At 72.3% G+C, this 23,424-nt stretch carries 20 protein-coding genes and 1 pseudogene; 11 read left to right on the forward strand and 10 right to left on the reverse strand.

What is annotated here, in order from left to right; all coding sequences use genetic code 11:
• Positions 1–22 precede the first annotated feature (22 nt).
• Positions 23–442, forward strand: a pseudogene (locus tag ACF1BN_RS06440) (MerR family transcriptional regulator).
• Positions 439–1,461: an aldo/keto reductase gene (locus ACF1BN_RS06445; protein ID WP_392330407.1), complete on the forward strand. Its 1,023-nt coding sequence runs from the start codon at positions 439–441 to the stop codon at positions 1,459–1,461. Before ACF1BN_RS06440 ends, ACF1BN_RS06445 begins: the two are co-directional and overlap by 4 nt.
• A gap of 95 nt (positions 1,462–1,556) precedes the next feature.
• Here ACF1BN_RS06445 and ACF1BN_RS06450 read toward each other — a convergent pair whose 3' ends face one another.
• The 7 genes from ACF1BN_RS06450 to ACF1BN_RS06480 form a co-directional block, all read right to left on the reverse strand.
• Positions 1,557–2,753 carry an acyltransferase gene (locus ACF1BN_RS06450; protein ID WP_392330408.1) on the reverse strand — a complete coding sequence of 399 codons (1,197 nt, stop codon included), beginning with the start codon at positions 2,751–2,753 and terminating at the stop codon, positions 1,557–1,559.
• Positions 2,750–3,748, reverse strand: coding sequence for an alpha/beta hydrolase (locus tag ACF1BN_RS06455; protein WP_392330409.1), 999 nt, complete (start codon positions 3,746–3,748; stop codon positions 2,750–2,752). The genes ACF1BN_RS06450 and ACF1BN_RS06455 overlap by 4 nt, the downstream gene beginning before the upstream one ends.
• A gap of 182 nt (positions 3,749–3,930) precedes the next feature.
• On the reverse strand, positions 3,931–4,608 hold the full coding sequence (locus ACF1BN_RS06460) for a response regulator (protein ID WP_392330410.1): 678 nt from the start codon (positions 4,606–4,608) through the stop codon (positions 3,931–3,933).
• A gap of 241 nt (positions 4,609–4,849) precedes the next feature.
• On the reverse strand, positions 4,850–6,193 hold the full coding sequence (locus ACF1BN_RS06465; RefSeq protein ID WP_392330411.1) for a sensor histidine kinase: 1,344 nt from the start codon (positions 6,191–6,193) through the stop codon (positions 4,850–4,852).
• A 349-nt stretch (positions 6,194–6,542) separates the two neighbouring features.
• Positions 6,543–7,409 (reverse strand): DUF4429 domain-containing protein, encoded by an 867-nt coding sequence (locus tag ACF1BN_RS06470; protein WP_392330412.1) that lies wholly within the window; start codon positions 7,407–7,409, stop codon positions 6,543–6,545.
• Positions 7,410–7,483: 74 nt separating this feature from the next.
• Positions 7,484–8,698, reverse strand: coding sequence for an alpha/beta hydrolase (locus tag ACF1BN_RS06475; RefSeq protein ID WP_392330413.1), 1,215 nt, complete (start codon positions 8,696–8,698; stop codon positions 7,484–7,486).
• 200 nt (positions 8,699–8,898) lie between these two features.
• Positions 8,899–9,543, reverse strand: a complete 645-nt coding sequence (locus tag ACF1BN_RS06480) for a TetR/AcrR family transcriptional regulator (RefSeq protein WP_392330502.1) — start codon at positions 9,541–9,543, stop codon at positions 8,899–8,901.
• Positions 9,544–9,672: 129 nt separating this feature from the next.
• On the opposite strand from ACF1BN_RS06480, the gene ACF1BN_RS06485 reads away from it, so the two are divergent.
• Positions 9,673–11,295, forward strand: a complete 1,623-nt coding sequence (locus tag ACF1BN_RS06485) for an MFS transporter (protein WP_392330414.1) — start codon at positions 9,673–9,675, stop codon at positions 11,293–11,295.
• Positions 11,296–11,417: 122 nt separating this feature from the next.
• Positions 11,418–11,846 (forward strand): peptidase inhibitor family I36 protein, encoded by a 429-nt coding sequence (locus ACF1BN_RS06490; protein WP_392330415.1) that lies wholly within the window; start codon positions 11,418–11,420, stop codon positions 11,844–11,846.
• 100 nt (positions 11,847–11,946) lie between these two features.
• Here ACF1BN_RS06490 and ACF1BN_RS06495 read toward each other — a convergent pair whose 3' ends face one another.
• Both ACF1BN_RS06495 and aceE read right to left on the reverse strand, forming a co-directional pair.
• Positions 11,947–12,933 carry a potassium channel family protein gene (locus ACF1BN_RS06495; protein WP_392330416.1) on the reverse strand — a complete coding sequence of 329 codons (987 nt, stop codon included), beginning with the start codon at positions 12,931–12,933 and terminating at the stop codon, positions 11,947–11,949.
• Between the two features lie 100 nt (positions 12,934–13,033).
• Positions 13,034–15,766: a pyruvate dehydrogenase (acetyl-transferring), homodimeric type gene (aceE, locus tag ACF1BN_RS06500; RefSeq protein ID WP_392330417.1), complete on the reverse strand. Its 2,733-nt coding sequence runs from the start codon at positions 15,764–15,766 to the stop codon at positions 13,034–13,036.
• A gap of 444 nt (positions 15,767–16,210) precedes the next feature.
• Here aceE and ACF1BN_RS06505 point away from each other — a divergent pair, with 444 nt between their 5' ends.
• The 6 genes from ACF1BN_RS06505 (at position 16,211) to ACF1BN_RS06530 (ending at position 20,774) form a co-directional block, all read left to right on the forward strand.
• Positions 16,211–16,633 carry a DUF3052 domain-containing protein gene (locus ACF1BN_RS06505; RefSeq protein ID WP_392330418.1) on the forward strand — a complete coding sequence of 141 codons (423 nt, stop codon included), beginning with the start codon at positions 16,211–16,213 and terminating at the stop codon, positions 16,631–16,633.
• 160 nt (positions 16,634–16,793) lie between these two features.
• A complete protein-coding gene (locus ACF1BN_RS06510) occupies positions 16,794–17,252 on the forward strand; it encodes a peroxiredoxin (RefSeq protein ID WP_392330419.1) in 459 nt (152 codons plus the stop codon).
• 165 nt (positions 17,253–17,417) lie between these two features.
• Positions 17,418–17,993: a TerD family protein gene (locus ACF1BN_RS06515; RefSeq protein WP_360311373.1), complete on the forward strand. Its 576-nt coding sequence runs from the start codon at positions 17,418–17,420 to the stop codon at positions 17,991–17,993.
• Positions 17,994–18,135: 142 nt separating this feature from the next.
• Positions 18,136–18,711: a TerD family protein gene (locus ACF1BN_RS06520; protein ID WP_360311473.1), complete on the forward strand. Its 576-nt coding sequence runs from the start codon at positions 18,136–18,138 to the stop codon at positions 18,709–18,711.
• Positions 18,712–18,740: 29 nt separating this feature from the next.
• A complete protein-coding gene (locus ACF1BN_RS06525; protein ID WP_392330420.1) occupies positions 18,741–19,889 on the forward strand; it encodes a DUF475 domain-containing protein in 1,149 nt (382 codons plus the stop codon).
• Positions 19,890–20,036: 147 nt separating this feature from the next.
• The gene (locus ACF1BN_RS06530; protein ID WP_392330421.1) at positions 20,037–20,774 is read left to right on the forward strand and encodes a Tellurium resistance; all 738 of its coding nucleotides are present in this window, start codon (positions 20,037–20,039) and stop codon (positions 20,772–20,774) included.
• Between the two features lie 83 nt (positions 20,775–20,857).
• On the opposite strand, the gene ACF1BN_RS06535 is transcribed toward ACF1BN_RS06530, so the two are convergent.
• The gene (locus ACF1BN_RS06535) at positions 20,858–21,745 is read right to left on the reverse strand and encodes a TerD family protein (RefSeq protein ID WP_392330422.1); all 888 of its coding nucleotides are present in this window, start codon (positions 21,743–21,745) and stop codon (positions 20,858–20,860) included.
• A 496-nt stretch (positions 21,746–22,241) separates the two neighbouring features.
• Here ACF1BN_RS06535 and ACF1BN_RS06540 point away from each other — a divergent pair, with 496 nt between their 5' ends.
• Complete coding sequence (locus tag ACF1BN_RS06540) at positions 22,242–23,417, forward strand: HpcH/HpaI aldolase/citrate lyase family protein (RefSeq protein WP_392330423.1); 1,176 nt, start codon at positions 22,242–22,244, stop codon at positions 23,415–23,417.
• Positions 23,418–23,424 lie beyond the last annotated feature (7 nt).

Raw genomic sequence — 23,424 nt, forward strand, 5'->3', positions numbered from 1 at the left:
TCCAACCTTTTAGCGTGGAGGCATGAGCGTGATCGAGAGCGTCGAGAGCACGACCGGGCCCCGGGGCAAGGACCGCTACACGATCAGCGAGGTCGCCGCCCTGACCGGGCTCACCGCGCACACGCTGCGCTGGTACGAGCGGATCGGCCTGATGCCGCACGTCGACCGGTCGCACACCGGCTAGCGCCGGTTCTCCGAACGGGACCTCGGCTGGCTGGAGTTCGTCGGCAAGCTCCGGCTCACCGGGATGCCGGTGGCGGACATGGTCCGCTACGCGGAGCTGGTGCGCGAGGGCGCCCACACCCACGGGGCGCGGCGCGCCCTCCTGGAGGAGACCCGCAGGGACGTCCTGTCCCGGATCGCCGAGCTCCAGGACACGCTCGCCGTGCTCGACCTCAAGATCGACCACTACGGCACCATCTGCGGAGGGACCACCTCATGACCGACAGGATCGGCACCGTACGCCTCGGCCCCGGCCGGGACGGCCCCGAAATAGGCGTCCAGGGCTTCGGCGCCATGGGGATCAGCGAGTTCTACGGCTCCACCGACGAGACCGCGGCCAGGGACACCCTCGACGCGGCCCTGGAGGCCGGCGTCACCCTGATCGACACCGCCGACATCTACGGCAGCGGGACGAACGAGGAGTTCCTCGCCCCCTTCGTCGCCGCCCACCGCGACGAACTCGTCCTCGCCACCAAGTTCGCCATCGAGCGCGACCCCGCCCGGCCCGACCACCGGGGCGTCCGCAACGACCGCGCCTATGTCCGGCAGGCCGTCGAGGGCAGTCTGCGCCGCCTCGGCGTCGACACCATCGACCTCTACTACATGCACCGGCGCGACCCGTCCGTGCCCTTCGCCGAGTCCGTCGGCGCGATGGCCGAACTCGTCGCCGAGGGCAAGGTGCGCCACCTCGGGCTGAGCGAGGTCACCGGCCCCGAGCTGCGGGAGGCCTTCGCCGTCCATCCGATCGCCGCCCTCCAGTCGGAGTGGTCGCTCTTCTCCCGGGACGTCGAACGCTCCGCCGTGGCGGCCGCCGCCGAACTCGGCGTCACCCTCGTCCCGTACTCGCCGCTCGGGCGCGGTTTCCTCACGGGCGCCTTCGCGGACGCCGGCAAGGACCTGCCGGACGACGACTTCCGCCGCCACCAGCCCCGCTTCACCGGCGAGAACGCCGAGCGGAACGCGGCCCTCCTCGACCCGGTCCGCGCCGTCGCCGCCGCGCACGGGGCGACGCCCGCGCAGATCGCCCTCGCCTGGGTGCAGCAGCGGGCCGCCGTCCACGGGCTGACCGTCGTCCCCATCCCCGGCACCCGCAAGCGGTCCCGTCTGGAGGAGAACGCCGCCGCCACCCGTATCACCCTGTCCGAGGCCGACCTCGCCGCCCTCGAACCCCTCGCCGGCCTGGTGGCCGGCGACCGCTACCCGGACATGAGCCACACCTCGGCCGCCCGCGAGGTCTGACCGCCCCCGCCCCGGGACTCCGTACACGGGGCCCGGGGCACGGGCGGTCGAACGCACGCGAGGCCCGGGGCACGGGGTGGGGGGTGCGGCGGGGCTCACGCGAGGCCCAGGGCGAAGACCGCGAAGCCCGCCGCGAGCAGCCCCGCGAGCGTGCGGCGGGCCGGGCCGGTGCGCGCCCACGGCGACTCGAAGCCGCGCGCGTACCGCCCGATGAGGACCAGCAGTCCGGCGAAGACCGGCATCCAGGCCAGCCGGGCCAGGATCCAGCCGACCGAGTCCGGCGCCCCGACGAGACCGGGCACCTCGCCCAGGTACGAGGCGGGGACCGCCGCCGCGAGCATCGCGGTCTGGTGCCAGCACAGGATCGTCATGGCGGACAGGTTGACCACGACGACCGGCGCCCACAGCGCGGGTCGTCGCAGCAGCCGCCCGAGCCGGTCCCGCAGCAGGATCGCGGCTCCGCTCTGACCGGCGGCGAGCGCCAGGACCAGCAGCGACGGCGGGTGCGAGTTGGTGCGGGCCTCACCGGGGACGCCGACCATCGACGCCGGGTAGCCGAAGGCGAGCAGCAGCGTGGCGAAGAGCGCCGCCCCGCCGAGCAGCAGGGCCCAGGCGTGCCGGCGGTTCACCCGGCCCTCGCCCCAGGAGACGCCGAGCTGGTACGCGAAGAGCCAGCCCGGCAGGATGTTCAGCAGGCTCAGCCAGGACGGCACGGCGTCCGCGTACGGGCCGTACCGCAGGAAGTCCACGACGGCCACCGAACCGAGCAGCGGGGCCGCCGCCCACACCCCGGACCGGCGCGCGGCCCGCAGGCACAGCGGGGTCAGCGCCGTCACCACCGTGTACACCCCGACGAACCACAGCGGCTGGATCACCAGCGTCGACGCCGTCCGCAGGGTGTCCACCGGCACCCCGAGGCCGTGGTGGAGCAGCGGCAGCAGCACCGCCCACACGGCGGTCACCCCGAGGACCGGGCGGCCGAGCCGGGCGAGCCGGCCGCCGAGCCAGGCCCGGGTGGTGCCGGTCCACCGGCGGTAGGACAGGACGGAGGCGTAGCCGCCGACCAGGAAGAAGATCCCCAGCATCTGGAGGATCCAGCTGGCCGGGGCGAGGGCGCCGAAGGTCGCGAGCGGCGAGGCGTTGTGGATCGCGCCGTCGCCGGAGAGTGTGAACCCGCCGAGGAGCCAGTGGCCGGTGGGCACGGCGAGCAGTGCCAGGGCCCGCAGGCCGTCGACGGCGCGGTCGCGGTGGGCGGGGGTGCCGGCCTCGATCTTCCGGACGAGCGTCTTCATCGGACGTCCCCCTCGGCGATCGCGGCGAAGGCGCGCAGCGAGGAGGTGCCGGGCGCGAAGTAGCCGTCGTGACCCTCCGCGTCCCGCGCGGGCACGGTCCGGGCGCCGAACTCGGGCGCCGTGGGGTCGGTGCCGTGGCCGTAGCCGGCGACGGCCACGTTCGGCACCCGGTCGATCCAGTCCGTCGGGTCCTTCGCCGCCCACACCCGGGCCGTGGTCCGCAGCTCGGCCACGTTCTCCGCCCGCATGCCGGGGGAGCCGAACACCACCAGGTCCTCGGCCTTCAGCCGGTGCGCCGCGATCCCGCAGACCACCGAGCCGTAGCTGTGGCAGAAGACGGACGGCTCGGGGCGCACCCCGGCGGCCCGCAGCCCCTCGGTGAAGCGGGCCAGCCGCTCGGCCCCCGCTTCCGCCAGTTCGCCCGAGGCGGCGTCGAGGCCGACACCGAGCGGGGTGGTGTAGCCGGCCCAGGCGATCACGGCCGTACGTCCGCCGGTCGCCGTCCGCAGGGAGGTGGCCTTCCGGGTGAGGGAGTCCATGCGCCCGGCGTCGACGTCGGAGCCCGGCACCAGCACCGCGATCCGCTCGGCCGTCGCCAGGTCCCCGTAGACCAGCACCGTCTGTCCACGCCCCCGGGCGTCGTGCGCCAGGACCTTCGCGCCCGGGTGGCTCGCGTGCGGGTGGGTCTCCTGCGCGGTACGGGCGTTGGCCGCGTAGCGCAGGTCGAGCGGAGCCCCGTCCAGGTTCCCGACCACCGTCGGGTGCGCCTCCACGAGCCGCCGCCGCTCCTCGGGGCCGAGCCCGGCGAAGAAGCGGGCGACCGCGGCGGGGTCCATCCGCTCGGGGTCGGGCAGCCCCGCCGCCCGCCACTCGGCGGTCCCGGCCGGCGGCCCGGTCACCGGCTCCTGCGCGGTCCCGGACGCCCAGCCCGCCGTCCCCGCGACGACCGCCGCCACCATGGCGGCGGTCACCAGGGTCCTCGTGATGCGGCGCATGTCCGCCCTCCCTCTCTCGCTGTCGGCGACGCGCTGTCGGCGACCTGGTGCCGGCGAACTCGTCGTCGGCGAGAGGAAGGTAGGAAGAGGGTGGGTGACGGCACGTCACACCGGGGAGCCAACTCCCGTGCCATACCGGGGTAGGGGGTGGACGAGGCACCGGCCCCCGGCCGGTGGTGGGGCTAACCCCCGGGGGTCACCAGGCCCGACTCGTAGGCGAAGACCACCGCTTGGGCGCGATCACGCAGGTCCAGCTTGGCGAGCACCCGCCCGATGTGGGTCTTCACGGTCTGCTCGGCGAGCACGAGCCGCTCCGCGATCTCCTGGTTGGACAGGCCCCGGGCGATCAGCTCCAGCACCTCGGTCTCACGCGGTGTCAGACCGTTGAGCCGGAGCGCCGTCACGTCCTTGCGGGCGGAGGGGCGAGCGGCGGCGAAGTCGGCGATCAGCCGGCGGGTCACGGACGGCGCCAGCAGCGCGTCGCCCGCCGCCACGACCCGTACGGCCGCGATCAGGTCGGCCGGCGGGGCGTCCTTGAGCAGGAACCCGGAGGCCCCGGCCCGCAGCGCCTCGTACACGTAGTCGTCGACGTCGAAGGTGGTCAGCATCAGCACCTTGGGCAGATGGGTCACCCCGGCCGGCGGGTGCAGGATCTCCCGGGCCGCCGCGAGCCCGTCCAGCTCCGGCATCCGCACGTCCATCAGCACGACGTCGGGGTGGACGGCCCGCGCCACCTCGACGCCCCGCCGCCCGTCCGGCGCCTCGCCGACCACGTCGATGTCGCTCTGCGCGGCCAGCAACGCGGCGAACCCCGCCCGCACCATCGCCTGGTCGTCCACGATGATCACCCGAATGGTCACACGGCATCCTTGCTCGTCGTTCGTTCCCCTGGACGCCCGACCCTAGGCGATCCCCCACCCGCCCCACCGCGTCCACCAGAAGTGCGGGCCCGTCCGTGGTGGTGGCTCGGCATACCGTCAGGCCGTATCTCCGTCCGGCGCGAGGCCCCACCGTGAGGACGTCGTGAGGATCGACGCGTGGACCGGCGCGAGGCCCGTCATGAGGACCGGCGTGTGACCCGTCGCGTGGCTCGGCGGGCCGTCAGGGCGACGCCGGGTCGTCCGCGGTGAGCGGCACGAGCGGGAGCCGGGCCGCGATGCGGAAGCCGCCGTCCGGGAGGGGGCCCGTGTCGAGGGTGCCGCCGGTCAGCCGGACGCGCTCGCGCATCCCGACCAGACCGTGCCCGGTGCCGGTGCTCTCCAGGGGCGAGACCGGTTCCGCCGCAGGGCCGTTGACCACCAGGACGGTCAGCCGGCCGGACCCGTCCTCACGCACCGACACCCGGGTCGGCGCGCCCGGCGCGTGCCGCACCACGTTGGCCAGCGCCTCCTGCACGATCCGGTACGCGGAGAGGCCCACCGCCTGCGGCACCTCGGTCCGTCCGTCCACGAGCTCCGCGGCGAGCGACAGTTCGGCCGGCACCCCCGCCCTGACCGTCGCCTCCACCAGCTGCTGGAGCCGGTCGAGGCCGGGCTGCGGCGCCCGCTCGCCCTCGCTGCCGTCGCTGCGGAGCACCGCGAGCAGCCGCCGCATCTCGGCCAGCGACTCCCGCGCGCTGCCCGCGATCGATGCGAACTCCTCCCGGGCCGCCTCCGGAAGCTCCGGTATCCGGTACGGGGCGGAGTCCGCCTGCACGGTGATCACCGACATGTGGTGCGCGACCACGTCGTGCAGTTCGCGCGCGATCCTGGCCCGCTCCTCCAGGAGCGTCCGGTGGGCCCGCTCGGCCTCGCTGATCGTCTCCTGCTCGGCGAGTCTTCGCTGCGCCTCGCTCCGCGCCCGTATCACCGAGGTGAGCAGCAGCAGCACGCCGCTGAGCACGAAGAGGAGTGTGGTGACGCCCGTGTCGCCGTACGGCCGCACGGTCTCCAGGAGGTAGCCGGCCGCGCCGGTGGCGAGCCACACGCCGACGAGGGTGCGGCGCGGCTCGCGCAGCCCGAGCGCGAGCATCAGCGCGCAGTACCCGACGACGACCGGCGGGGTCCAGGGCCACAGCTGGGCGCGGGGCCCGTCGGAGGCCAGCAGGACGAGCGCCCCGGCGATGTCGGCGGGCAGCACCACCCACCAGGCCTGGAGCGGCCGGGTGGTGGCGAGCAGCAGCGGCGCGGTCTGGGCGGTGGCGAGCGCTCCGGCGAGCGCGCCGGGCACGTCGTAGTCGGTGATGAGGAGGTGGACGGTGACCGGGAGCAGGGAGGCGACGAGCGCGACCCCGAACGCGTACGGCAGCAGCCGCATCCACCAGGACGAGGCGGCCGCGAACGGCGCGGAGCCCGGCGCGGCGGGTGCGGCGAAGGTGGCTTCCAGGGCCTGGAGAGCCACCCGCGACCAGCTCTGGAGCCGCGCCGCGACCCGCCGTGGCTCCGGCCGCTTCTCGAACGCTTTCATGTCGAGTCAGCCTAGGTCGGCCGCCCGGTCCCGTCGTCGTACCAGGGGTGACAATCGCGGATCAGACCCTGGTATGACGGCGCGCGACTTTCGTCGCGCGCCCCGCCCACGAGACGCGCCGTCCGGCCCCTGCCCCCGGTCCCGCACCCGGTCCGCAGCCCGGCCCCCGCGCCCTGCCCCCGGTCGGTCCGCCGCCCCGGCTCCGCGCCCGGTTCGCCACCCGGCCCCTGCCCCCGGCCCGCAGACCGCCCCGCCGCCCCGCGTCGCTAAAGCTCGGCCCCCGCGCCCGGTCCGCCACCCGGCCCCTGCACCCGGTCCGCAAACCGCCCCGCCCCGCCGCCCCGCGTCGCTACAGCTCGGCGAGGAGCTCCGTCTTCTTCGCCGCGAATTCCTCGTCCGTCACCAGGCCCGCCTGATGCAGTTCGCTCAGGTGGCGAATCCTTTCAGCAATGGCACCGGGGTCTCCGTGCGCCGCGCCGCGCGCCCCCGCGGGGACGGGGGCGCGGTCCTTGGCGCGGATCGCCGCGAGGACGGCCGCCGCGAAGGGGAGGGAGTCGTGGACCGGGCCGTATCCGAGCCCGAAGACGACCGAGGCCGGATCGTGGTCCGGCCGCTCGGGCCGTGCCGCACCGCCCCGGGGGAGCAGTCGCAGGAAGCCGCCGGGGGAGTCCGGAGTCCGCCACTCGACCCCGCTCAGCTCCCGGACCCGGTAGGACTGGTCGCCCGTCTTCCACTTCTCCGACGTGGCCATCGTCGAGGACCAGCGGAAGGACACCTCGGACGTTCCGTCGAACGTCGCCTTCCCGTCGTAGGCCTTGAAGGAGCGCGGTCCCTGCGGCGCCGCGACGAGGAAGCCGGTGTCGAGCCGGTCCGCCGGATCGGAGGGGACCACCGCGGCCAGCGCGTCGCGCCAGCGCGCGGCGAGCTCCTCCCGGTCGGCGGGCAGCGCCAGCCGGTACGGGTCGCAGGTCTCCTTGAGCTGTCCCGCCGCCGCCTCCATCAGCGGATCGGCGCCCGGCCGCGGCACGGCGTGCAGCACGACGGTCCCGCGCCGGCCCGGCGCGAGTGTCGCCGAGGCCAGCGCCTCGTACGGCACGCGTCGCTCGCGCAGCGCCTGGAACAGCCTCGGCGTACGGATCCCCCGTTCGAAGCGGATGACAAGTGCGTCGCTCTCCAGCTCCCAGGTGGCATGAATTCCGGCCAGCACATCACCCATACGCCTCATCGTATGCGGCGCGTGGCCGTGCGTCGCCCCTCGGAACTGTCAGGAAATTCCGTGATCTACGCGCGTCAGAGGTTGCCGCCGCCGGAGATTCCCCCGTGGCACGCACGGTCGTCACGTGCGCAGACGACCCGTTCGAAGGCTCCGGCGCCGATCGCCGCGAAGTTGCCGAGGCTCTCCGTGCCCGGCTCGAAATAGCCACTGTGTCCGGCCGCGCCCGCCGCCGAGACCAGCCTGGCGCCGAACTCCGGCGCCACCGGGTCCGCTCCGTGCCCGAGTCCGCCGAACTCCAGGTGGGGAACGTCCCCGATCCAGTCGCCGGCGTCCCGCATGGCCCATATCCGGGCCGGGGTGCCCAGCTCGGCCGCCGTCTCCGCCCGCATCCCCGGGCTGCCGGCCACCGCCAGGTCGGTCACCCGCTCCGGCAGCCGCGGCGCGGCGAGCCCGCAGAGCACGGAGCCGTAGCTGTGGCAGAAGAGCGCCATCCGCGCCTTCCCCGGCAGCCCCTCGGTGAGCCGGACCAGCCGGTCGGCGCCGGTCGCGGCGAGCCGCCCGGTCGCCGCGTCCACGCCGACCCGGGCCGGGGCGGTGTAGCCGGCCCAGGCGATGACCGCGACCCGGGCGCCGGGCACGGTGCGCCGCTCCGCCTCGTACAGCGCCTGCGCCATGCCGACGGGGGCGGTGTACTGCCCGTGGGTCTTCTGGAAGGTGAGGAGATGGGTGTCGACACCGGGCACGATCACCGAGATCCGCCGGGCCCGCTCCAGGTCGCCCAGCACCTCGGCCGCCCGGCCCGTGCCGGTGGGGTCGAAGGCGAGGATCCGCCGCCCCGGGGTCAGCAGGGAGCGGAAGCGGTCCACCCGACGGCGGGCCTCGTGCCGGCCCTCGGCGGACAGCCTCAGGTCGTCGAGGCGGGGCCGCTCGGCCGCCAGCGCGCGGGTGAGGCCGATCCGGTTGGCGCGGTAGCGCAGGGCCGGTGGGGCCCCGTCGAGGTTGCCGACGACGAAGGGATGCCGCTCGGCGAGACCTGCGGCCCGGCCCGGCCCGAGCGCGGCGAACCACTCCGCGACCGTGCGGGGCGGGGTGGTGGCCGGGTCGGGCGGCGGCGCGTCGCCGATCCGCTCCCGCTCCCACGCGGACAGCGCGGCCTCCATGGAGGTCCCGGAGGGCGGTCGGTGCCTCAGGGCGGTCCATCCGGTGGTGGACAGGATCACGAGGACCACACCCAGCACGAGCAGGGTGCGCAGGACGGTGAGGGAGGGCGGGACGTCGGCGGAGGTCACGGGCGCACACCCTAGACGCCGAAGATGACGGAACCGTCCCGGCCGCCGGAGCACGGACCTCCGCGGCCGCGCCCCGCCGGACCCGCCCCGCCTCCCGGCCGGCGACGGCGCCGCCGGCCCGCCGGAGAGGCGTCCGGCCGCCGGGAACCCACGGGCGGAGGGGCCGTCAGCCGCCGGAAACCCCTCTGGAGGCGCGGCGTTCAGCCCGCGGGGTCCGGCTCCCGCCAGTGCAGCGAGAGCGCCGGGCCCAGGTGGTCCAGGTACCACTCGGTGAGAGCCCGGATCCCCTCAAGGCTCCGGTCCGGCCCCTTGCCCCACATCTGCCCGGTGACACGCATCACGCCGCTGAAGGCGGCCACCGCGATCCGGGGCCTCGGATCGGCGTCCACGTCGAGCCCCTCGCGGCGGGCGACGAGCCGGGAGATCGTCTCCTCCATCTCGCTGGAGCGCCGCAGGTGCGCGGCGAGCAGCGCCGGCGTCGACTCGATCATGAAGAAGGTCCGCAGGTACAGCTCGACCGGGACGATCCGGTCGATCGTGTCGCCCACGCGGTCCCACGCGGCGAGCACCGCGTTGCGCATCGCGTCGAACGGGCCCTCCTCGGGCGGGCGCAGCGTCAGCGCCCGGACGAACTCCTCCTCGACGATCCGCTGGACCGCGAACGCGACCTCCTCCTTGGAGGAGAAGTAGCGGAAGAAGGTCCGCTGGGAGACCTCGACCGCGTCGACGATCTCGTCGACGGTGGTCCGCTCGTACCCCTGGGTGGTGAAGAGCTCCAGGGCGACCCGGACGAGCGCGTCGCGGGTGCGTTGCTTCTTCCGCTCGCGCAGGCCGGGCGCGGGCACGGTCAACGGAGTCTCTTTTCGGTCGATCGCGGGAGGTTCTTCCTGCTCAGGGTACCTGTGAGCTACATGACAGTTACCGACGCGTGAATCACTTTGTCAATTGTCAGTGACTGTCACTAGCCTCGTCCCATGACTAGTCAGACCACCGTGGAAAAGGCCCCGCAGGGCCAGGGGGGCGCCGGGGAGCCAGGTCCGGTCCCGGCGAAGGGCCTGCGCGGCCACCCCTGGCTGACCCTGTTCGCCGTCGCGGCCGGCGTCATGATGGTGGCGCTGGACGGCACGATCGTGGCCATCGCCAACCCCGCCATCCAGGCCGACCTCGGCGCCACCCTGGACCAGCTCCAGTGGATCACCAACGGCTACCTGCTCGCGCTCGCCGTCGCCCTGATCACCGCCGGCAAGCTCGGCGACCGTTTCGGCCACCGCCAGACCTTCCTCATAGGCATCGCGGGCTTCGCCGCCGCCTCCGCCGCCATCGGCCTCTCCGACTCGATCGCCCTCGTGATCGCCTTCCGGGTGCTCCAGGGCCTCTTCGGCGCCCTGCTGATGCCGGCCGCGCTCGGCCTGCTGCGCGCCACCTTCCCCGCCGAGAAGCTGAACATGGCCATCGGCATCTGGGGCATGGTCATCGGCGCCTCCACGGCGGGCGGCCCGATCCTCGGCGGCTTCCTCGTCGAGCACGTGAGCTGGCAGTCCGTCTTCTTCATCAACGTGCCGGTCGGCGTGCTCGCGCTCGCGCTCGGCCTGATCATCCTGAGGGACCACCGCGCCGAGAACGCGCCGCGCTCCTTCGACGTCCTCGGCATCGCGCTGCTCTCCGGCGCGATGGGCCTGCTGGTCTGGAGCCTCATCAAGGCCGGCGCCGACTGGGGTTGGACCAGCGGCAACACGTGGGGCTGCCTGCTCGGTTCGATCGTCCTCTTCGCCGTCTTCGCGGTCTGGGAGAGGAGGGTCGCGGAGCCGCTCATCCCGCTCGCCATGTTCCGCTCCGTGCCGCTCTCGGCCGGTGTGGTCCTGATGGTCCTGATGGCCTTCGCCTTCATGGGCGGCCTCTTCTTCGTGACCTTCTACCTCCAGGGCGTGAAGGGGCTCGGCCCGATCGACGCCGGTCTGCGGCTCCTCCCGCTGACCGCGATGATGATCGTCTCCTCGCCGCTGGCCGGCGCGCTCATCACGAAGTTCGGCCCGCGGGTCCCGCTCGTCGGCGGCATGGTCTGCACGGCCGCCGCGATGTTCGGCATGATCACGCTCTCGGCCGACACGGGCACGCTGACCATGTCCCTGTGGTTCGCCCTCCTCGGCCTGGGCCTCGCCCCGGTCATGGTCGGCGCCACCGAGGTCATCGTCGGCAACGCCCCGCTGGAGCTCTCCGGCGTCGCCGGCGGTCTCCAGCAGGCCGCCATGCAGGTCGGCGGCGCGCTCGGCACCGCCGTGCTCGGCGCGGTCATGTCCTCCAAGGTCGCCGGCGCCTTCGAGGACAACTGGAAGGAGGCCGGCATCCCGGTCCCGGCCGACCCGCGCCTGGAGGAGGCCGCCGAGTTCGGCATGGCGCCGGAGGCCATGAAGGAGGCGCCCGGCATGACCCCGGACCTCTTCGCCAAGATCTCCGACGTCATCCATGACACCTTCCTCCAGGGCATGGGCCTGGCCTTCACCGTCGCCGGTGTCGTCGCCGTGGTCGCGGCCCTGGTCGCCACCCTGACCAAGCGCGGCGAGAACGCGCAGGCGGGCATGGGCGGCGGGCACATCTGACCCCGACCTTCCCTAGGGGGCCGTCACCCGTTCGAAGGAACGGGGGCGGCCCCTCTTCCGTTCGGCGGATCACTCCTCCATGATCGTGATTACAGAGAGTGACGACATGGGGGTTGATCTGTATGAACGTGAAGCTGACGACCGTGCTCACGGGGGTGGCCGTCCTGCTCCTGGCCGCCCTCCCGGCCACGGCCGCCCCGGGAGCTTCGGCCGCCCCGGGAGCACCGGCCGCCCCGGGAGTGTCGGCCGCCCCGGCCGCCGGGACGACGCTCGGGAAGTGCGGGCCCGGACGGCTCTGCCTCTGGCCGAAGCCCGACTTCAAGGGCCGGCCGTGGACGTACGAACTGGCGACGACGGACCTCGACAGCTGCGTCCTCCTCCCGGCCGGCGCCTCGGCCCAGTCCCTCGCCGTCCGCACGGGGCGGCCGGTGACGACGTACCAGTCGGAGGAGTGCGCGGAGGCGGGCGAGTTCGAGACCTATCCGGGCCGGGGGACGTGGGTTCCGCAGGCGCCCTACGAGGTCAGAGCGTTCAAGCTCTGGGAGCGCTAGCCGCCGCGGAGCCGGCGCCGGCACCCGCCCGCAGGAGGCCCCGCCACCCTCGGCGGGGCCCCTCAACGGCCCTCACGAGCCCCGCCGCCTCCGAGAGGCCCTACGGCACGGCTCCCGCCGCACCCTCCGGTACGGCGTCCGCTGCCGCACCCTCCGGTACGGCGTCCGCTGCCGCGCCGTCCGGTACGGCGTCCGCTGCCGCGCCGTCCGGTACGGCGTCCGCTGCCGCACCCTCCGGTACGCCTCCCGGCCCGCCCTCCGCCTGGCCTTGCGTCCCGGCCTCCGCCGGGCTTCCCGGAGCAGCTTCCGCCTCGGTTCCCGCCCCGGCCGCCCGTCGTACGGTCTGCGGCGGCACCGGGGCCGAGAGGCGGGCCACCTCGGCGCGGAGCTCGCGGACCTCTCCGGTCAGGGCCTCCAGGAGCTCCGTCTGGCGGCGCTCCACCGCGTCGTCCCGCTCGAAGCGGGCGATGAACCAGGCCGCGATGTTGGCCGTGACCACACCCAGCAGGGCGATGCCCGAGAGCATCAGCCCCACCGCGAGCACCCGCCCGAGACCGGTCGTCGGCGCGTGGTCGCCGTAGCCGACCGTCGTCATCGTGGTGAAGGACCACCAGACCGCGTCGCCCAGGGTCTTGATGTTGCCGTCCGGCGCGTCCCGCTCCACGTGCAGCACCGCGAGCGAGCCGAACATCATCAGCCCGACCACCGCGCCCGCCACATAGGTGGTGAGCGTGATCTGCGGGGCCATCCGGGCCCGCCGGCCCACGAGGAGGAGGGTGGAGACCACACGCAGCAGCCGCAGCGGCTGCACCAGCGGCAGCAGGACCGCGAGGAGGTCGAGGGGGTGGGAGCGGACGAAGGCCCAGCGGGCCGGAGCGAGGCACAGCCGGACGAGGTAGTCCAGGGCGAAGACGCCCCACACCGCCCACTCCACCCGGTGGCACAGCCGGTGCACCCACGGCTCGGCGCCGGGCGCGACGATCGGCACGGCGTACGCGACGCCGAAGGCCACCGCCAGCACCAGCAGCGGGGTCTGGGTGCGCTCTTCCCAGCGGACCAGCGGGGGGCGCTCCTTCTTCACGGACATGCGGGGCATCGTAGGGAACGCGCCAGGGAGGAACGCGCCAGGGGCGGCGGGAGCGACGCTCCCACCACCCCTGGCCGGCACCTGCCTCCCGCCGCGTACGTCAGGCGTCGCCGCCCGCGGGACCCGGGTCGGCGGCCGCCACGTCCAGCAGCTGGTAGCGGTCCACCGCCTGCTTCAGGACCGCCCGGTCCACCTTGCCCTCGCGGGCCAGCTCGGTCAGCACCGCCAGGACGACCGACTGGGCGTCGATGTGGAAGTAGCGGCGGGCGGCGCCGCGGGTGTCCGCGAAGCCGAAGCCGTCGGCGCCGAGCGAGGTGTACGGGCCGGGGACCCAGCGGGAGATCTGGTCCGGCACCGAGCGCATCCAGTCCGAGACCGCCACGAAGGGGCCCTCGGCGGACTGGAGCTTGCGGGTCACGTACGGGACGCGCTGCTCCTCGTCCGGGTGGAGCAGGTTGTGCTCCTCGACCGCCACCGCCTCGCGGCGCAGCTCGTTCCAGGAGGTCGCGGACCAGACGTCGGCCTTGACGTTCCACTCCTCGGCCAGGATCCGCTGCGCCTCGATCGCCCACGGGACGGAGACGCCGGAGGCCATGATCTGCGCCGGGATCGCGCCCGCCTCGGCCCGCTTGAAGAGGTGGATGCCCTGGAGGATGCCCTCGACGTCCACGTCCTCCGGCTCGGCCGGGTGCTGGATCGGCTCGTTGTAGACCGTCAGGTAGTAGAAGACGTCCTCCGCCTGGGGGCCGTACATCCGGCGCAGACCGTCCTTGACGATGTGCGCGATCTCGAAGCCGAACGCCGGGTCGTAGGAGATGCAGGCCGGGTTCGTCGAAGCGAGGAGGTGCGAGTGACCGTCCGCGTGCTGGAGGCCCTCGCCGGTCAGCGTGGTGCGGCCGGCGGTGGCGCCCAGGACGAAGCCGCGCGCGAGCTGGTCGGCCATCTGCCAGAACTGGTCGCCGGTCCGCTGGAAGCCGAACATCGAGTAGAAGACGTACACCGGGATCAGCGGTTCGCCGTGGGTGGCGTAGGCCGAGCCGGCGGCGATCAGCGAGGCCGTGCAGCCGGCCTCGGAGATGCCGTCGTGCAGCATCTGCCCGGTCGGGGACTCCTTGTAGGCCAGGAGGAGTTCACGGTCCACGGCCTCGTACTGCTGCCCCAGCGGGTTGTAGATCTTGGCGCTCGGGAAGAAGGAGTCCATGCCGAAGGTGCGGTACTCGTCCGGCGCGATCAGCACGAAGCGCTTGCCGATCTCCTTGTCCCGCATCAGGTCCTTCAGCAGCCGGACGAAGGCCATCGTGGTGGCGATCGACTGCTGGCCCGAGCCCTTGCGGACCGCCGCGTAGGTCTGGTCGTCCGGCAGCGCCAGCGGCCGGGACCGCACGACCCGGGTCGGCACGTACCCGCCGAGCGAGTTGCGGCGGTCGTGCATGTACTGGATCTCCTCGGAGTCCCGCCCCGGGTGGTAGTACGGCGGCAGGCCGGACTCCAGCTCCTTGTCGGTCACCGGGATGTGCAGCCGGTCGCGGAAGCGCTTGAGGTCGTCGACCGTGAGCTTCTTCATCTGGTGGGTGGCGTTGCGGCCCTCGAAGTTGGGGCCCAGGGTCCAGCCCTTGACGGTCTGCGCCAGGATCACCGTCGGCTGGCCCTTGTGGGCCTTGGCCGCGGCGTAGGCCGCGTAGATCTTCTTGTGGTCGTGGCCGCCGCGCCCCAGGTGGAGGATCTGGTGGTCCGACATGGACTCGACCATCGCCCGCAGCCGGTGGTCGTCGCCGAAGAAGTGGTCGCGGATGTACGAGCCGGTCTCGGTCGCGTACGTCTGGAACTGTCCGTCCGGCGTGGTGTTCAGCCGGTTCACCAGGATGCCGTCCCGGTCCTGCGCCAGCAGCGGGTCCCAGGAGCGGTCCCAGATCAGCTTGATGACGTTCCAGCCGTTGCCCCGGAAGATCGACTCCAGCTCCTGGATGATCTTGCCGTTGCCGCGGACCGGGCCGTCGAGCCGCTGGAGGTTGCAGTTGACGACGAAGGTCAGGTTGTCGAGCCCCTCGCGGGCCGCGATGGAGAGCTGGCCGAGCGACTCGACCTCGTCCATCTCGCCGTCGCCGAGGAAGGCCCACACGTGCGACCTGGAGGTGTCGGCGACCCCGCGCGCCTCCATGTAGCGGTTCATCCGCGCCTGGTAGATCGCGCCGAGCGGGCCGAGGCCCATCGACACCGTCGGGAACTCCCAGAAGTCCGGCATCAGCCGCGGGTGCGGGTACGAGGACAGCCCGTTCGGGTACTTCGACTTCTCCTGGCGGAAGCCGTCGAGCTGGGTCGTGGTCAGCCGGTCGAGGAGGAACGCGCGGGCGTAGATGCCGGGGGAGGCGTGGCCCTGGAAGAAGATCTGGTCGCCGCCGTCTCCCTCGTCCTTGCCCCGGAAGAAGTGGTTGAAACCCACGTCGTAGAGCGAGGCGGAGGAGGCGAACGTGGCGATGTGGCCGCCGACGCCGATGCCGGGGCGCTGGGCGCGCGAGACCATGACGGCCGCGTTCCAGCGGGTGGCGTTGAGGACCTTGCGCTCGATCTCCTCGTTGCCGGGGAAGAAGGGCTCGTCCTTGGTGGCGATGGTGTTGACGTAGTCCGTGCTGCGCATCTCGGGCACGGCCACCCGCTTCTCGCGGGCACGCTCGATCAGTCGGAGCATCAGGTAGCGGGCCCGCTCCCGGCCCCGCTCGTCGACGGCCGCGTCGAGGGAGTCGAGCCACTCCTGGGTCTCTTCGGGGTCGAAATCCGGGACCTGGCTGGGAAGGCCGCCAATGATGATCGGGTTGCGATCGGATCCGGGAGCCACGCTGTTCCTTCGCTGGTCGGGGGGAGCCCCACGAGGGAGGGGAGCCCCGTGGAGGCCGGGATGTCCGAGGCCGGGGACGTCCATCGTGTACCCGGCTCGCGGCACACGTCATCTTTACCGAGAGGAGATCCTCCCTGCGCCCTCCCTGCGCAAAGGGTGCGGTCAAATCGCAACCTTACGCCCAATCCGCGCATGCGTTTCGGCAAAGCGTTCGGCAGACTGAAACCGCAGAAGCCCGCGAAGCGGGACGAATCGTGTACTCCCGATCACGGAGAGCTGCCGGCAGCGGCCGGAAGTTGCGGTGAGACGGCCCCAAACGTCACCGTTTCGGCGGTCTCCACGGCCGGGTACTTGCGCGATCCGCCCCGTCACGTGTGGACTACGGCCAGCGCCGCGCGCATGCGCGGCCCGAGCATTTTCCGATACATGATCAGGAGGCAAGCCGTGAGCGCGACCGCGGACCACGCGGAGGAGCGGACCAACCCGGCGACGAGGCTGGGGTTCGAGCCCGGACAGGTGGTCCAGGAGATCGGCTACGACGAAGACGTCGACCAGGATCTCCGTGAAGGCATCGAGTCCATCATCGGCCAGGAGCTCGTGGACGAGGACTACGACGACGTCGCAGACGCCGTCGTCCTCTGGTTCCGTGACGAGGACGGTGATCTCACCGACGCACTGGTGGACAGCATCGGTCTGCTGGAGGACGGCGGCAACATCTGGCTGCTGACCCCCAAGACCGGCCGCGACGGCTACATCGAGCCGAGCGACATCAACGATGCCGCGCAGACCGCAGGTCTCTCCCAGACCAAGAGCATCAGCGTCGCCAAGGACTGGACGGGCACCCGCCTGGCCGCTCCCAAGCGCTGATCCCCTGCTGCGCGAAGCCCCCGCCGTCGCCACGGCGGGGGCTTTCGCGCACCGACGCCCCGGCCCGCGGCGGGCGCGCGGCGGGCCGCCGGCCAGGCCGTAGGGTGGGGTTCACCGGTTCGGCCCAGAGGCCGGGCCCCGTCGAAGGGATGCGTACGCGATGGCGATCGAGGTCGGCACCAAGGCCCCCGATTTCGAGCTCAAGGACAACCACGGGCGCACCGTGAGGCTCTCCGACTACCGCGGCGAGAAGAACGTGGTGCTGCTCTTCTACCCCTTCGCCTTCACCGGCGTGTGCACCGGCGAGCTGTGCGAGCTCCGCGACAACCTGCCGGCGTTCGTCAACGACGACACCCAGCTCCTCGCCGTCTCCAACGACTCCATCCACACCCTGCGCGTCTTCGCCGAGCAGGAGGGCCTGGAGTACCCGCTCCTCTCCGACTTCTGGAAGCACGGCGAGGCGTCCCGCGCCTACGGCGTCTTCGACGAGGACAAGGGCTGCGCCGTCCGCGGCACCTTCATCATCGACAAGGAGGGCGTCGTCCGCTGGACGGTCGTCAACGCCCTGCCGGACGCCCGTGACCTCGACGCGTACGTGAAGGCCCTCGAAACCCTCTGAGCCCGCCGCGGCGGACCGGAAATCGGCGGCTCGGGGCCGACACCCCCGATTCCCCGGGCGAATCGTCTGTTTCGACTGGGAACCCGTCACTAGGATCCAGTCGTTGATCCGATGCCAACGCACGACCGGGGGCGCTGCCCCTGGAAACCAATGATGGAGGGACTCGTGGGAGTCAGCCTCAGCAAGGGCGGCAACGTCTCGCTGACCAAGGAGGCCCCTGGCCTCACCGCCGTGACCGTCGGTCTGGGCTGGGACGTCCGCACCACCACCGGTACGGACTTCGACCTCGACGCCAGCGCCATCCTGGTGAGCGAGGCCGGCAAGGTGCGGAACGACCAGGACTTCGTCTTCTTCAACAACCTCAAGAGCGCCGACGGTTCCGTCGAGCACACCGGTGACAACCTCACCGGTGAGGGCGAGGGCGACGACGAGCAGGTCAAGGTCAACCTGGCCGGCGTGCCGGCCGACGTGTCCAAGATCGTCTTCCCGGTGTCCATCTACGACGCCGAGAACCGCCAGCAGTCCTTCGGCCAGGTGCGCAACGCGTTCATCCGCGTCGTGAACCAGGCCGGCGGCGCCGAGATCGCGCGGTACGACCTCTCCGAGGACGCCTCGACCGAGACCGCCATGGTCTTCGGCGAGCTGTACCGCCACGGCGCGGAGTGGAAGTTCCGCGCGGTCGGCCAGGGTTACGCCTCGGGTCTGCGCGGCATCGCGCAGGACTTCGGCGTCAACGTCTGAGCCGAACACCTCCAGGGCCGTCCGGGCCGGGCCGTCGAGGCCCGGGACCGGACCCCGCTCGACGACGTCCGGCGCCGCACCTCACGTGCGGCGCCGGACGTGCCTCATGGCAGCAGCATCCACCGGGGAGGAACCGAACACCATGGGCGTCACGCTCGCCAAGGGAGGCAACGTCTCCCTCTCCAAGGCCGCACCCAACCTCGTCAAGGTCCTCGTGGGTCTCGGCTGGGACGCGCGGTCCACCACCGGAGCCCCCTTCGACCTCGACGCCAGCGCGCTGATGTGTCAGGCCGGCCGGGTGCTCGGTGACGAGTACTTCGTCTTCTACAACCAGCTGCGCAGCCCCGAGGGTTCGGTCGAGCACACCGGTGACAACCTCACGGGCGAGGGCGACGGCGACGACGAGTCGCTGATCGTGGACCTCACCCGCGTCCCGCCCCAGTGCGACAAGATCGTCTTCCCGGTCTCCATCCACGACGCCGACAACCGCGGCCAGACGTTCGGTCAGGTCAGCAACGCCTTCATCCGCGTGGTGAACCAGGCGGACGGTCAGGAACTGGCCCGGTACGACCTCTCCGAGGACGCCTCGACCGAGACCGCGATGATCTTCGGCGAGCTCTACCGCTACAACGGCGAATGGAAGTTCCGCGCGGTCGGTCAGGGGTACGCGTCCGGGCTGAGGGGCATCGCTCTAGACTTCGGGGTCAACGTTTCGTAAAGCCGCGTTATCACACAATGGGGTAGGCAGTGGTTCTGAAAACCTTCGGCTGGTCGTTCGCGATCACCGCGCTCGGCCTGGTCGCCGCGGTGTTCTACGGGGGGTGGGAGGCCTTCGGGATCGTCGCGATCCTCTGCGTCCTCGAGATCTCGCTCTCCTTCGACAACGCGGTGGTCAACGCCGGCATCCTGAAGAAGATGAATGCCTTCTGGCAGAAGATCTTCCTCACCATCGGCATTCTGATCGCCGTCTTCGGAATGCGACTGGTCTTCCCCGTCCTGATCGTCGCGGTCAGTGCGAAGATCGGCCCGATCGAGGCCGTCGACCTCGCGCTCAACGACGCGGACCGCTACCAGGAACTCGTCACCGACGCGCACCCGTCGATCGCCGCTTTCGGTGGCATGTTCCTTCTGATGATCTTCCTCGACTTCATCTTCGAGGACCGTGACATCCAGTGGCTCCGCTGGATCGAGCGCCCGCTCGCCAAGCTCGGCAAGGTCGACATGCTGTCGGTCTGCATCGCGCTGATCGTCCTGCTCGTCACCTCGATGACCTTCGCGACCCAGGCCCACCAGCACGGCGGCGCCCACGTCGACAAGGCGCAGACGGTCCTCATCTCCGGCATCGCCGGCCTCATCACGTACCTCGTCGTCGGCGGTCTCTCCGGCTTCTTCGAGGGCAAGCTGGAGGAAGAGGAGGAGCGCGAGCACGAGGCCGAGGAAGCGGCCCGGCGCAGCGGCAAGAAGGTCTCCGCGGTCCAGCTGGCCGGCAAGGCCGCCTTCTTCATGTTCCTGTACCTGGAGGTCCTCGACGCCTCCTTCTCCTTCGACGGGGTCATCGGCGCCTTCGCCGTCACCAACGACATCGTCCTGATGGCGCTCGGCCTCGGCGTCGGCGCCATGTACGTCCGGTCCCTCACGGTCTACCTGGTCAAGCAGGGCACCCTGGACGAGTACGTGTACCTGGAGCACGGCGCCCACTACGCCATCGGCGCCCTCGCCGTCCTCCTCCTGGTCACCATCCAGCACGAGATCCCCGAGGTCATCACCGGCTCCATCGGCGTCATCCTGATCGCCTGGTCCTTCTGGTCCTCGGTCCGCCGCAACCGCGCGCTGGCGGCGGCCGACGGCGGCTCCGGCTCCTCCGGGGACAAGGCCGAGGTGAGCTCCGGGGTGTGACACCCTGCACCCTGGTGTGCGCCCCGCCACGGGGTGTGACACCGGGGACAATGAGGAACGCTTCCCTGCGGGGCGACCGGCCCGTCCGGTCGCCCCGCAGGCGTGTGACGGCCGGGCAAGCGACCGATTGTGGGGGGTGGGGGCCCGATGGCCTTCTGGGACAACCTGATTCCGGGGCGGACGACGTCCTTCGACACGGGTGTGGGCGCGTCCCACACCATCGACCTGACCAGGCGCCGCCCCACGGTCTCGCTGGCCCAGCAGGGCGGCGCCACCGGCAACCTCCGCGTCAACCTCTCCTGGCGGATGCGGACCTCCGACATCGAGGGCCGCTCCCGGCAGAGCGGCCGGCTGCTGCGCAACCCCGCCCAGTTCTTCAAGCCCGAGGTCGTCCAGGCCCACACCCAGGGCATGGTCAACGTCGACCTCGACCTCGGCTGCCTGTACGAGCTCAAGGACGGCAGCAAGGGCGTGGTGCAGCCGCTCGGCGGCTTCTTCGGCGACCTCAACACCGCCCCGTACGTCAAGCTCAGCGGCGACGACCGGTTCGGCGCCCCCTCGGGCGAGACGATCTTCGTCAACCTCGACCACAAGGACGAGATCAAGCGGCTGCTGTTCTTCGCGTACATCTACGACCAGACGCCGGCCTTCGACCGGACGCACGCCAAGATCACGCTCTATCCGAGCAACGGCCCCCGGATCGAGATCGAGCTCGACGAGCGCGCCCCGCAGGCCCGCTCCTGCGCCGTCTTCTCCGTGGACAACAGCAAGGGCGAACTGCTCGTCCGGCGCGAGGTGCGGTTCGTGTACGGCTTCCAGGCCGAGCTGGACCGGCTCTACGGCTGGGGCCTCCAGTGGGGCCGCGGCTACAAGACGAAGACCTGACCGCGCCCCCGGCACCCCCCGGAAGCCCTGGGCGGCTTCCCCCGGACCCCGCCGGGCCCATGACGCGGCCCGGCGGAGACGACCTAGGAGCGGCCGTTCTGGAACTGCGGACCCATCGGCGGCATCCGGAACTCGTGGACCGGCTCCGCGCCCTGCCCGGCGTGGACGGGCTGCGGATAGCCGTACGAGGGCCCGGGGCCCGGCACCTGCGGCTGCGGGTAGCCGTAGGAGGGCGCCCGGTCCGGCATGGGCGGGACGGTCGGCACCGGCGGCACGGGGGCGTGCACGACGGTCGCGTCGAGGTCGCCGTGCGGGGCGGAGCCCGTACCGGCCTCGGCGGCGTCGACGGCCGCGGTCTCGGCGAGCGCGTCCACGGAGGCCTCCGCGGACGTCCCGGGCGCGCCGTCCGGCTCCTCGGCGTCCTCGTCGACCGAGATCCCGAAGTCCGTCGCCAGACCCACCAGACCGGTCGGATAGCCCTGGCCGACCGCGCGGAACTTCCACCCCTCGCCGCGGCGGTACAGCTCGCCGCAGATGACCGCGGTCTCCTCGCCGGTCTCCGCCGTCACGTCGAAGAGCGCCAGCTCCCGTTCGGGCGCGACGGTGGCGTCGTACAGCACGATCCGCAGGTCCGTCACCGAGCGGAAGGTCCCGCCGTCCGAGGAGGCGGCGAGGACCACCCGGTCGATGGAGGGGGCGAGCGCCCCGAGGTCGGCCTCGACGGTGTCCGTCAGCCCGTCCGCGACCCGCTTCTTCGGCAGCCGCCGCACCAGGCCCGAGGGGTGGCGGGGCTGGTTGTAGAAGACGAAGTCCTCGTCGGAGCGGCACCGCCCGTCGGGACCGAGGACCAGGGCGGAGGCGTCCACGTCGGGGACCCCGGGGCCCGGGGTCCAGCGGAGCACGGCCCGTACGGCCGCGGTGTCGAGAGGGACGTTGGAGCCCTTCAGCATCGCGTGCGTCATGACGGCCATCCTGCCCTCCTGCCCGACCGGGGGACAACGCGGGGGCACCACGTGTAGCGGAGCCGCCGCCACCGGTCGCGTCCCGGACGCCGCGAGGGCCGCGCCCGCACCCGTCCATCCGGCGGAACCGGGGGCGTCCGGGACGCGGAGCCGGAGGGGTGCACCTGACGGAATCGGAGGGAGGGAGTCCACCTGGTGGGATCGAGGGGCGTCCGGTCGGCGGAGCCGGAGGGGTGCACCCGACGGAATCGGAGGGAACGCACCCGGCGGAATCGGAGGGAGGCGGTCCACCCGGCGGGTCGGGCGGCGCCCGGCCGGCGGAGCCGGAGGGGTTCACCTGGCGGGATCACGGAGAGTCCACCGGGCGGAACCAAGGGGAAGCGGGGTGTCCGACGGGGACGAGTTACCTGGATTTCATGCAGGGTGGGAACTACGGACACCCGCACCTACGTACTATTACCGGCCACCTATCAACACGGCCCAGGCAACCAGACGGGGGCTTCACATGCGTCATTTCGGGCACATCCCGTCCGCGGTGCGGAACGGGTTGTTCCACCACGAGCCGGCCGAGTTCACCGCCGACTCGCCCGCACGCACGCTCGCGGTAGCCCTCGGCGCCACCCTCTACAGCCCCGCCACCCGGCCCCGGCTCGCCGACGACATCCGCAAGCAGGCCGCCCGCGGAGTCGTCTCCATGGTCCTCTGCCTGGAGGATTCGATCAGCGACGCCGACGTCGAGGCCGGCGAGGAGAACCTGGTCCGCCAGTTCCGCGACCTCGCCGACGCACGGGCCGCCGGCGGCCCCGACGTACCCCTCCTCTTCGTCCGCGTCCGCGAACCCCACCAGATCACCGACCTCACCGCCCGCCTCGGCGACACGATCGGCCTGCTGGCCGGATTCGTACTGCCCAAATTCACCGAGGCCCGCGGCGCCGCCTTCCTCGAAGCCCTCACCCGGGCCGAGCACACCGCCGGGCGCCGCCTCTACGCCATGCCCGTCCTGGAGTCCCCCGAGCTCCTCCACCTGGAGACCCGGGCCGAGACCCTCGCCGGCATCGCCTCGATCACCGAGAAGTACCGCGAGCACGTCCTCGCCCTCCGCCTCGGCGTCACCGACTTCTGCTCCGCCTACGGACTCCGCCGCTCACCCGACATGACCGCCTACGACGTCAAGGTCGTCGCCCACGTCATCGCCGACGTCGTCAACGTCCTCGGCCGCGCCGACGGCACCGGCTTCACCATCACCGGACCCGTCTGGGAGTACTTCCGCCCCGGCGAGCGCATCTTCAAGCCCCAGCTGCGCCGCAGCCCCTTCCTGGAGGGCCGCGCCGAGGACCTGCGCACCGCCCTCATCGAGCACGACATGGACGGCCTGCTCCGCGAGATCGAGCTCGACCGCGCCAACGGCCTCCTCGGCAAGACCTGCATCCACCCCACCCACGTGCTGCCCGTCCACGCGCTCTCCGTGGTCAGCCACGAGGAGTGGAGCGACGCCCAGGACATCCTCCGGCCCGAGCGGGACGGCGGCGGAGTGCTCCGCTCCGCCTACACGAACAAGATGAACGAAGTGAAACCGCACCGCGCCTGGGCCGAGCGCACCCTCGTCCGCGCCGAGGTCTTCGGCGTCGCCCGCGAGGACGTCGGTTTCGTGGAACTGCTCACCGCCGGCCTCGCCGGCTGACTGCCCT

This window comes from Streptomyces sp. NPDC014861, assembly GCF_043081625.1.
In the GTDB taxonomy this organism is placed as follows: domain Bacteria; phylum Actinomycetota; class Actinomycetes; order Streptomycetales; family Streptomycetaceae; genus Streptomyces.

Excerpts from the sequence above, each read along its gene's own strand:
- ACF1BN_RS06490 (WP_392330415.1), top strand. The coding sequence starts at position 11,418 with ATGAACGTGAAGCTGACGACCGTGCTCACGGGGGTGGCCGTCCTGCTC.
- ACF1BN_RS06455 (WP_392330409.1), bottom strand. The coding sequence starts at position 3,748 with ATGCGCCGCATCACGAGGACCCTGGTGACCGCCGCCATGGTGGCGGCG.
- ACF1BN_RS06535 (WP_392330422.1), bottom strand. The coding sequence starts at position 21,745 with ATGGCCGTCATGACGCACGCGATGCTGAAGGGCTCCAACGTCCCTCTC.
- ACF1BN_RS06485 (WP_392330414.1), top strand. The coding sequence starts at position 9,673 with ATGACTAGTCAGACCACCGTGGAAAAGGCCCCGCAGGGCCAGGGGGGC.
- ACF1BN_RS06520 (WP_360311473.1), top strand. The coding sequence starts at position 18,136 with ATGGGCGTCACGCTCGCCAAGGGAGGCAACGTCTCCCTCTCCAAGGCC.
- ACF1BN_RS06450 (WP_392330408.1), bottom strand. The coding sequence starts at position 2,753 with ATGAAGACGCTCGTCCGGAAGATCGAGGCCGGCACCCCCGCCCACCGC.
- ACF1BN_RS06540 (WP_392330423.1), top strand. The coding sequence starts at position 22,242 with ATGCGTCATTTCGGGCACATCCCGTCCGCGGTGCGGAACGGGTTGTTC.
- ACF1BN_RS06495 (WP_392330416.1), bottom strand. The coding sequence starts at position 12,933 with ATGTCCGTGAAGAAGGAGCGCCCCCCGCTGGTCCGCTGGGAAGAGCGC.
- ACF1BN_RS06445 (WP_392330407.1), top strand. The coding sequence starts at position 439 with ATGACCGACAGGATCGGCACCGTACGCCTCGGCCCCGGCCGGGACGGC.
- ACF1BN_RS06465 (WP_392330411.1), bottom strand. The coding sequence starts at position 6,193 with ATGAAAGCGTTCGAGAAGCGGCCGGAGCCACGGCGGGTCGCGGCGCGG.
- ACF1BN_RS06530 (WP_392330421.1), top strand. The coding sequence starts at position 20,037 with ATGGCCTTCTGGGACAACCTGATTCCGGGGCGGACGACGTCCTTCGAC.
- ACF1BN_RS06470 (WP_392330412.1), bottom strand. The coding sequence starts at position 7,409 with ATGGGTGATGTGCTGGCCGGAATTCATGCCACCTGGGAGCTGGAGAGC.
- ACF1BN_RS06510 (WP_392330419.1), top strand. The coding sequence starts at position 16,794 with ATGGCGATCGAGGTCGGCACCAAGGCCCCCGATTTCGAGCTCAAGGAC.